This is a genomic window from Rhodococcus sp. (in: high G+C Gram-positive bacteria), from assembly GCF_049299235.1.
Classification (GTDB): Bacteria; Actinomycetota; Actinomycetes; order Mycobacteriales; family Mycobacteriaceae; genus Rhodococcus.
Genome location: NZ_JBAQXC010000080.1, coordinates 1 through 8092 on the forward strand (window position 1 = coordinate 1; position 8092 = coordinate 8092).

Here is an 8092-nt window from a genome sequence, read left to right on the forward strand (position 1 = left end):
CGCTCGTCGCCGACGGCCGCGCCGGTGCGACGGTGCTGATCGGCGCGGCGATGTGTTTCGGTTTCGGATTCGGCATCGTGCAGAACGAGGCGCTGCTCGTCGCGTTCCGTCGCGCCGGTTCGGGCCACATCGGATCGGCCAGCGCGGCATGGAATGTCGGTTTCGACGCCGGGACCGGCATCGGGGCGCTGCTCCTCGGCACGCTCGCCACCTCGATGGGCTATCCGGCGGCGTTCGTCGTCGCCGCGGTGCTCGTCCCGATCCTGCCTCTGCTCGCCCGGTTCGCCGGGCCGTCCGACCCGAAACCACGACCCATAGAATCGAACCCATGAGCGCAAAGAACGTGGCCCTTCTCGACTACGGTTCCGGCAACCTGCATTCCGCCGCCCGGGCCCTGGCCCGGACCGGAGCGAACGTCGAGGTCACCTCGGACCACAAGGTCGCGCTCGCCGCGGACGGTCTCGTTGTACCCGGTGTCGGCGCGTTCGACGCGTGCATGCGGGGATTGCGCGAGGTCGGCGGCGAGAAGATCATCGGAACCCGCCTCGCCGGGGGACGCCCCGTCCTCGGCATCTGCGTCGGAATGCAGGTGCTGTTCGAGCGGGGCGTCGAACACGGCGTCGAAACCGACGGGTGCGGCGAATGGCCGGGCACCGTCGCGCGCCTGGACGCACCGGTCCTGCCGCACATGGGCTGGAACACCGTGCAGGCCCCCGCCGATTCGGTGCTGTTCGCCGGTCTCGACGCCGACACCCGCTTCTACTTCGTGCACTCGTACGCCGCACAGGCGTGGGAACTGCCGGAACCCGAACGCATCGCCCCACCGAAGCTCACCTGGGCCGAACACGGCGTGAAGTTCCTTGCCGCCGTGGAGAACGGCCCGCTGTCGGCGACACAGTTCCACCCCGAGAAATCCGGGGACGCCGGTGCGGTCCTGTTGCGCAACTGGGTGGGCAACCTGTGACCGGAGCGGGCGGTCGCGGCGGCGATCCTCGCGCTGATCTGCCGCTGGGGAAGCTGGCACTTGCGGTCGTCGGGTCGGCAACCGCGGTGCTGGCCGTCGTCACCGCGCTGATGATCACCCTGGAGCCGGGTCCGGTCGTCGGGTTGATCATCGTGCTCGTCGGCATCGCCTGCGCCATCGCCGTGATGGGGTTCGTGTCGACGCGGCTGACGCGCCGCGTCTACGGCCCCCGCCACCCCGACTGACCGCGATCCCCGGAGGGATCAGGGGCGGTGCGCCAGGCGTAGCCGGGCGATGCGGTGCCCGTCGAGTTCACGGACGGTGAGCCGGTGACCGTCCACCTCGACGGAATCGCCGACCCGCGGGATCCGCTGAATCCGGTGCAGGACATAACCGGCGACGGTGTCGTATGGTCCGTCGGGTAGCGCGATGCCGGTGATGCGGGTGAAGTCATGGACGTGGAGGCCACCGTCGATCTGTCGGTGGTCCGGTTCGGGTTCGAACTCGGGATCGAACTCGTTGCCGATTTCACCGACGATCTCTTCCACGATGTCCTCGATCGTGACGATGCCGTCGGTACCGCCGTATTCGTCGACGACGACCGCGATCTGTGTGTTCGCGCGGCGCATGACGGTCAGTGCGGCCAAGGCGGGTTTCGATCCGGGCAGGGAGAGGATGGGACGGCATGCGTCCTCGACCGTCCCGGTTCCGGTCGCCGGATCGGCGAGCATCAGATCGCGCAGATGCGCGAAGCCGATGATGTGGTCGACGGTGCCTGCTGTCACCGGGTAGCGGCTGTGCGCCTCGGCCAGCGCGACTGTGCGCGCCTCGGCGATGGGCACGTCGGCGGCGAGGAAACGAACCTCGGTGCGAGGCCTCATCACTTCCGCCAGGGATCGTGATCCGGCGTCGAACACCTCGGTGAGCACACTGCGTTCGTCCTCCGGCAGCGATTCGTGGCCGGTCAGCATCTCGCGCAGTTCGTCGCGGGTGACTTCCTCGTTCGCGCGGGACGGGTCGCCGCCGAGCAGACGGACGAGGGCATTGGTCGACACCGACAGCAACCAGATGACCGGACGCATGACGGTGGCGAATCGATCCAGTGCGGGTCCGGCGGCCAGCGACACCCCGGTGGCCCGTTGCAGTGCGATCCGTTTGGGTACCAACTCTCCGAGTACCAGGGACAGGTAGGCGATGACCAGAGTTGTCGCGATCAACGCCACCGCGTGGGCAGCGCTGTCGGCCAGGCCCCAGGTCTGGAGCGTCGGCGCCAGGTCAGGGGCGAGCGTGGATGCGCCGTAGGCGGCGGAGAAGAATCCGGCGACGGTCACGCCGATCTGCACCGCGGCCAGAAACCGGTTCGGGTCGCGGGCGAGGGCAGCGGTGCGCCGGCCGCGGCTGCTGCGCCGCGACAGTTCCCGGAGTCGGCTCTCCCGCAGGGACACCAGGGCGATTTCGGCGGCGGCGAACACCCCGCCGATCAGGATGAACACCACGACCAGGACCAGATTGACGACGGTATCGGTGGTCATGGTCCGGTCCCTTCACATCACCGGTGGGCACCAGTGTAGGCAAGAGGGACGAACAGGACGGCGGGGTTCCGGGCGGTACCCGGGTTCGCATGCTGAACGCCGCCGCTGTCCGCGTTTTCCGAGTACGGGACCCCAGGCACTAATGTGGGCGCCGTGAGCCTGGTCCTTTTGCCTGCAGTCGACGTCGTCAACGGTGAAGCAGTTCGCCTCGTTCAGGGAGAGGCGGGCAGCGAAACCGGTTACGGTTCGCCGCGCGACGCCGCCCTCGAATGGCAGCATGCCGGAGCCGAGTGGGTGCATCTCGTCGACCTCGACGCCGCGTTCGGGCGCGGCGACAACCGGGCACTGCTCGCCGACGTCATCGGCGAACTCGACATCAAGGCCGAGCTGTCCGGTGGCATCCGCGACGACGAGACGCTCGCCGCGGCCCTCGCGACCGGGTGCGCCCGCGTCAACCTGGGCACCGCCGCCATCGAGAACCCGCAGTGGTGTGCGCGCGCTATCGCCGAGTACGGCGACCGCATCGCCGTCGGTCTCGACGTCAAGCTCATCGACGGCCAGTGGCGCCTGCGCGGTCGCGGCTGGGTGTCCGACGGCGGTGACCTGTGGGAAACCCTCGAACGTCTCGAGCAGGAGGGCTGCTCCCGCTACGTCGTCACCGACGTCACCAAGGACGGCACCCTCACCGGCCCCAACCTGGACCTGTTGACCGAGGTGGCCAACGTGACCGACGCACCCGTCATCGCTTCCGGCGGTGTCTCGACCGTCGACGACCTGCGGGCCATCGCGACGCTGGTGCCCGACGGTGTGGAGGGGGCGATCGTCGGCAAGGCGCTCTACGCCGGACGATTCACCCTGGCCGAGGCGCTCGCCGCCGTGTCCCGCTGAACCGATGACCGACACCGCCGATCTGTCGAGACTGCTCGCGGTCGCGAGCGAAATCCTCGACGGCGCGGCGGATCGGTTCGTCTCCGGTCGCGGCGCGCCCCGCTCGGTCGACAAGGGGCCCAACGACTTCGCGACCGAACTCGATCTGGAACTCGAACGGCGCATCGCCGGTGAACTCACCGACCGCACCGGCATCGCGGTGCACGGTGAGGAATACGGTGGTCCCGGAGCTGCCGAGGGCACCGTGTGGCTGCTCGACCCCATCGACGGCACCGTCAACTATTCCGTCGGTCTGCCCACCGCCGGGATTCTGCTCGCGCTCGTGTGCGACGGCGAACCGGTGCTCGGGCTGACGTGGCTGCCGTTGGTCGGGGAACACTTCGCCGCTGCGCGCGGTGGGCCGCTGCTGCACAACGGCGCACCCGCCGAACCGTTGAAGGCCGGCCGGCTCGCCGATGCGATGGTCGGCGTCGGCAGCTTCGACATCGACAGTCGCGGCCGTGTCCCCGGGACGCGACGGCTCGCGGTCATCACCGAGTTGAGCCGCCGCGTGTCGCGGCTGCGGATGCACGGTTCCACCGGGGTCGACCTCGCCTACACCGCCGCCGGGGTCCTCGGCGGTGCTGTGGTGTTCGGGCACCATCCCTGGGACAACGCGGCCGGTGTCGCCCTGGTTCGCGCCGCCGGTGGCATCGCCACCGACTTCACCGGCGCACCGTGGCGGATCGGCTCCGGGTCGGTGCTCGCGGCCGCACCCGGCGTGCACAACGAAATACTCGACATACTGGAATCGGTGGCCGATTCCCGACCCGAAGGAGAACAACAGCCATGACCCTGGCAGTTCGGGTGATCCCGTGCCTGGACGTCGACGCCGGCCGCGTCGTCAAGGGCGTCAATTTCGAGAACCTGCGCGACGCCGGCGACCCGGTCGAACTGGCCGCCATCTACGACGCGCAGGGCGCCGACGAACTGACCTTCCTCGACGTCACCGCGTCCACCGGCGACCGCGGCACCATGCTCGACGTGGTCACCCGCACCGCCGAGCAGGTGTTCATCCCACTCACCGTCGGTGGCGGGGTGCGCACCGTCGAGGATGTGGACCGGTTGCTGCGTGCCGGCGCCGACAAGGTCAGCGTCAACACTGCCGCGATCGCGCGCCCCGAGGTGCTGCGCGAAATGTCCCAGCGGTTCGGTGCCCAGTGCATCGTGTTGTCCGTCGACGCCCGCACTGTGCCGGGCGGTCAGGAACCCACCCCGTCCGGCTGGGAGGTCACCACCCACGGTGGTCGCCGCGGTACCGGCATCGACGCCGTCGAATGGGCGCGTCGCGGTGAGGAACTCGGCGTCGGGGAGATCCTGCTGAACTCGATGGACGCCGACGGCACCAAAGCCGGTTTCGACCTGAAGATGATCGGATCCGTGCGTGCCGCGGTGTCCGTGCCGGTCATCGCCAGCGGCGGCGCCGGCGCGGTCGAACATTTCGCGCCAGCCGTGCACGCCGGCGCCGACGCGGTGCTCGCCGCCAGCGTGTTCCACTTCGGGGAACTCACGATCTCGCAGGTCAAGGACGCCATGCGGGCAGAAGGGATCACCGTGCGATGACCAACATTCTCGATCCGCGGATCGCCGCCCGGCTCAAACACAACGACGCCGGCCTGTTCGCGGCGGTCGTGCAGGAGAAGTCGACCGGCGACGTGCTGATGATGGCGTGGATGGACGACGAAGCGCTCGCCCGCACCCTCGCCACCCGCAAGGCCACCTACTTCTCGCGGTCCCGCAACAGTTACTGGGTCAAGGGGGAGACCTCCGGGCACACCCAGTACGTGCACGAGGTGCGGTTGGACTGCGACGGCGACACCGTGCTGCTCGTCGTCGACCAGGTCGGTGCCGCCTGCCACACCGGTACCCATACGTGTTTCGACACCGACGTGCTGCTCGGGGTGGAGTAGGAGCGAGTCACTCACCGATTCGGGCTAGAATTCTGTACATGGCTACCCTTCCTGTTGCCGACGCTCGAGCGCAGTTGTCGAGACTGGTCGACGAGGCCGAACGCACGCACGAGCGGTTCGAGATCACCCGCAACGGGCGCCGCGCCGCGGTACTGCTGGGCGCGGACGACTACGACGCGTTGCGGGAGACGATCGCGGTGTTGTCGGATGCGGACCTGCTGTCGGCGCACCTCGCCGGCCGGACCGAGGTCGAGGGTGGGGAGGTCGTCGATGCGCTCGGTCTGGCGCAGTTGATGCGCGATGCCCGACAGTCCCAGGAGTGACCACGCCGGAAGATCGGTATCGGTTGGTGATGGCGCGGTCGGTCGCGAGGACGCTGGCGACATCGTTGCCGGAGAAGGTCGCCGCCGCGGTGTACGAGTTCGTCACCGGTCCACTTCTGGACAACCCGAGACGTGTCGGCAAACCGTTGAGTCCGCCGCTCGCACCGGCTTTCAGCGCCCGCCGGGGTGCGTACCGGGTGTTGTATCTGATCGACGAGGTGGACCGCACGGTCGAGGTCACCGCGATTTCCCATCGCGCCGATGCGTATCGATCCCCGTCCTGATATCACCCCGGCTCCGATTGTTGTGGCACAGTTGCGTGCATGCCACTGATCCAGATCAGCCAGACGCCGGGCCTCACCACCGAGCAGAAGGCCGCCGTGATCGCCGCCGTCACCAAGGCCTATGCGGAAGCCTCCGGCAAATCCGAATCGTCGGTATGGGTCACCCTCACCGACGTGCCGCGCGAGAACTGGGGTGTCGGCGGGGTTCCCCTCGGCTGAGTGCACGGCCCCGCGCACCTGGCAGGATCGACGTGTGAGCACCGCGAACCTGACCCGAGCCGAGACGTCGACCCGCGCGAACGCCGTCCGGGTGCGCGCCTACCGCGTGGAACTGGACCTGCGAAGTGCACCGGACCCGGCGACCACCGGTTTCGCGACCACCACCACGATCTAATTCACGTCCGCGCACGGTGAGACGTGGCTCGACTTCCTCGGTGCGTCCGTCGAATCCGTCACCGTCAACGGCGTACCCGTCGTGGTCGTGTACGACGGCGCACGCATCGCGCTGAGCGGCCTGACCGAGGACAATGTCGTGACGGTCGCGGCGACGGGGGAGTACAGCCGATCCGGGGAGGGCCTGCACCGGTTCGTCGACCCCGCCGACGGGCAAACCTACCTCTACACCCAGTACGAACCGGCCGACGCGCGCCGCGTCTTCGTGTGCTTCGAGCAGCCGGACCTCAAGGCGCCGTTCACCTTCGATGTGTCCGCACCCGACGGATGGCAGGTCGCGTCGAATCAGGCCGTCGCCGAGCGGGAATCGGTGCCCGGTGGGCAGCGGGTAGTGTTCGCGCCGACCGAACCGATGTCCACCTACATCACCGCGGTCGTCGCCGGACCGTATCATCGAGTCGAATCATCCTGGAGCAGAGACGGTCTCACCGTCGACCTGGGGGTGTTGTGCCGGGCATCGCTCGCGCCCTACCTCGATGCGGATGCGATCGTGGCGATCACGAAGCAGGGCCTGGACTTCTTCGCCGAGCACTTCGGCTACCCGTACCCGTGGGGCAAATACGACCAGGTGTTCGTCCCCGAATACAACCTCGGCGCGATGGAGAACCCCGGCTGCGTCACGTTCACCGAGGCGTACGTCTTCCGGGGTGCGGCAACCGAAGCCCAATATCAGGGCCGCGCGAACACGATCCTGCACGAGATGGCGCACATGTGGTTCGGCGACCTGGTCACCATGAAATGGTGGGACGACCTGTGGCTCAAGGAATCCTTCGCCGACTACATGGGGTCGCTCGTCAGCGCCGAGGCCACCGAGTTCACCGATGCGTGGGTGGCATTCGCGAACCGACGCAAAGCGTGGGCGTACCTGCAGGACCAGTTGCCGACTACACATCCGGTGGTCGCGGACATCGTCGACCTCGAAGCCGCCAAACTCAACTTCGACGGCATCACCTACGCCAAGGGCGCCAGCGTCCTGAAACAACTCGTCGCCTATGTCGGCCGGGACGCGTTCTTCGACGGTGCCCGCCGCTACTTCCGCGCCCACGCCTTCGGCAACACCACCCTCGACGACCTGCTCACCGAACTGTCCGCGACCTCCGGGCGCGACCTGACCGGCTGGGCGCGGGCCTGGCTGCAGACCACCGGCGTGTCCACACTCATCCTCGAACCGGCCGCCGCCGGTGGCTACGAGATCGTCCAGACCGATCCGCGACCGCACTGCCTCGCCGTCGGGCAGTACGACTACGATGACAACGGAAATCTGTTGCGGCGCAACCGCATCGAAGTCGACATCGAGCATCCCCGCACCACGATCGGCCTCGCGGATGCGCCGCTGACGCTGCTCAACGACGACGACCTCACCTACGCGAAGGTCCGGCTCGACGCCCGCTCCCTCGCGACCGTCGAGGACGCACTCGACCGGATCACCGATCCGCTGGCCCGGGGTCTCGTGTGGTCGGCGCTGTGGAACGCCACCCGCGATGCCGAACTGCTCGCCACCCGGTACGTGACGATGGCGCAGCGCTTCGCCCCGGCCGAATCGAATCTTGCGCTGCTCACGGCCGTGCACGCCAACGCTGCCGCCGCGATCGAGCACTACCTGCCCGCTGTGGCACGGTCCGGGTACCGGCGTGCGTGGCTCGACTCGTGCTGGACCGCACTGCACGCTGCGGACGGCGGGTCGGGCGCGCAACTGGCC

10 protein-coding genes and 2 pseudogenes are annotated in these 8092 nt (G+C 68.4%); 11 read left to right on the forward strand and 1 reads right to left on the reverse strand.

Annotated features, from left to right (window positions below; genetic code table 11):
- The 3 genes and pseudogenes from WAX14_RS04345 to WAX14_RS04355 form a co-directional block, all read left to right on the forward strand.
- Window positions 1-332: pseudogene (locus WAX14_RS04345) on the forward strand (MFS transporter); the annotation flags it as partial.
- Window positions 329-964, forward strand: a complete 636-nt coding sequence (hisH, locus tag WAX14_RS04350; RefSeq protein ID WP_422626859.1) for an imidazole glycerol phosphate synthase subunit HisH — start codon at window positions 329-331, stop codon at window positions 962-964. The pseudogene WAX14_RS04345 and the gene hisH, both read left to right, overlap by 4 nt.
- Window positions 961-1209 carry a hypothetical protein gene (locus tag WAX14_RS04355; RefSeq protein WP_422626860.1) on the forward strand — a complete coding sequence of 83 codons (249 nt, stop codon included), beginning with the start codon at window positions 961-963 and terminating at the stop codon, window positions 1207-1209. Before hisH ends, WAX14_RS04355 begins: the two co-directional genes overlap by 4 nt.
- 18 nt (window positions 1210-1227) lie before the next feature.
- Here the strand turns inward: WAX14_RS04355 and WAX14_RS04360 are convergent, their stop codons facing one another.
- Window positions 1228-2496: a hemolysin family protein gene (locus tag WAX14_RS04360; RefSeq protein WP_422626861.1), complete on the reverse strand. Its 1269-nt coding sequence runs from the start codon at window positions 2494-2496 to the stop codon at window positions 1228-1230.
- A 153-nt stretch (window positions 2497-2649) separates the two neighbouring features.
- On the opposite strand from WAX14_RS04360, the gene priA reads away from it, so the two are divergent.
- From priA to pepN, 8 genes and pseudogenes are all read left to right on the forward strand, one after another.
- Window positions 2650-3384 carry a bifunctional 1-(5-phosphoribosyl)-5-((5-phosphoribosylamino)methylideneamino)imidazole-4-carboxamide isomerase/phosphoribosylanthranilate isomerase PriA gene (gene priA, locus WAX14_RS04365; protein ID WP_422626862.1) on the forward strand — a complete coding sequence of 245 codons (735 nt, stop codon included), beginning with the start codon at window positions 2650-2652 and terminating at the stop codon, window positions 3382-3384.
- 4 nt (window positions 3385-3388) lie between these two features.
- Entirely contained in the window at window positions 3389-4216 is an 828-nt protein-coding gene (locus tag WAX14_RS04370) for an inositol monophosphatase family protein (RefSeq protein WP_422626863.1), read from the forward strand.
- Window positions 4213-4986, forward strand: a complete 774-nt coding sequence (gene hisF, locus WAX14_RS04375) for an imidazole glycerol phosphate synthase subunit HisF (RefSeq protein WP_422626864.1) — start codon at window positions 4213-4215, stop codon at window positions 4984-4986. Before WAX14_RS04370 ends, hisF begins: the two co-directional genes overlap by 4 nt.
- Window positions 4983-5333, forward strand: coding sequence for a phosphoribosyl-AMP cyclohydrolase (gene hisI / locus WAX14_RS04380; protein ID WP_422626865.1), 351 nt, complete (start codon window positions 4983-4985; stop codon window positions 5331-5333). Before hisF ends, hisI begins: the two co-directional genes overlap by 4 nt.
- Before the next feature lie 32 nt (window positions 5334-5365).
- Entirely contained in the window at window positions 5366-5656 is a 291-nt protein-coding gene (locus WAX14_RS04385) for a type II toxin-antitoxin system Phd/YefM family antitoxin (RefSeq protein WP_422626867.1), read from the forward strand.
- Window positions 5657-5685: 29 nt separating this feature from the next.
- A complete protein-coding gene (locus WAX14_RS04390) occupies window positions 5686-5940 on the forward strand; it encodes a type II toxin-antitoxin system RelE family toxin (RefSeq protein WP_422626868.1) in 255 nt (84 codons plus the stop codon).
- Window positions 5941-5979: 39 nt separating this feature from the next.
- Window positions 5980-6159 carry a tautomerase family protein gene (locus WAX14_RS04395; RefSeq protein WP_422626866.1) on the forward strand — a complete coding sequence of 60 codons (180 nt, stop codon included), beginning with the start codon at window positions 5980-5982 and terminating at the stop codon, window positions 6157-6159.
- A gap of 34 nt (window positions 6160-6193) precedes the next feature.
- A pseudogene (gene pepN, locus WAX14_RS04400) lies at window positions 6194-8092 on the forward strand (aminopeptidase N); the annotation flags it as partial.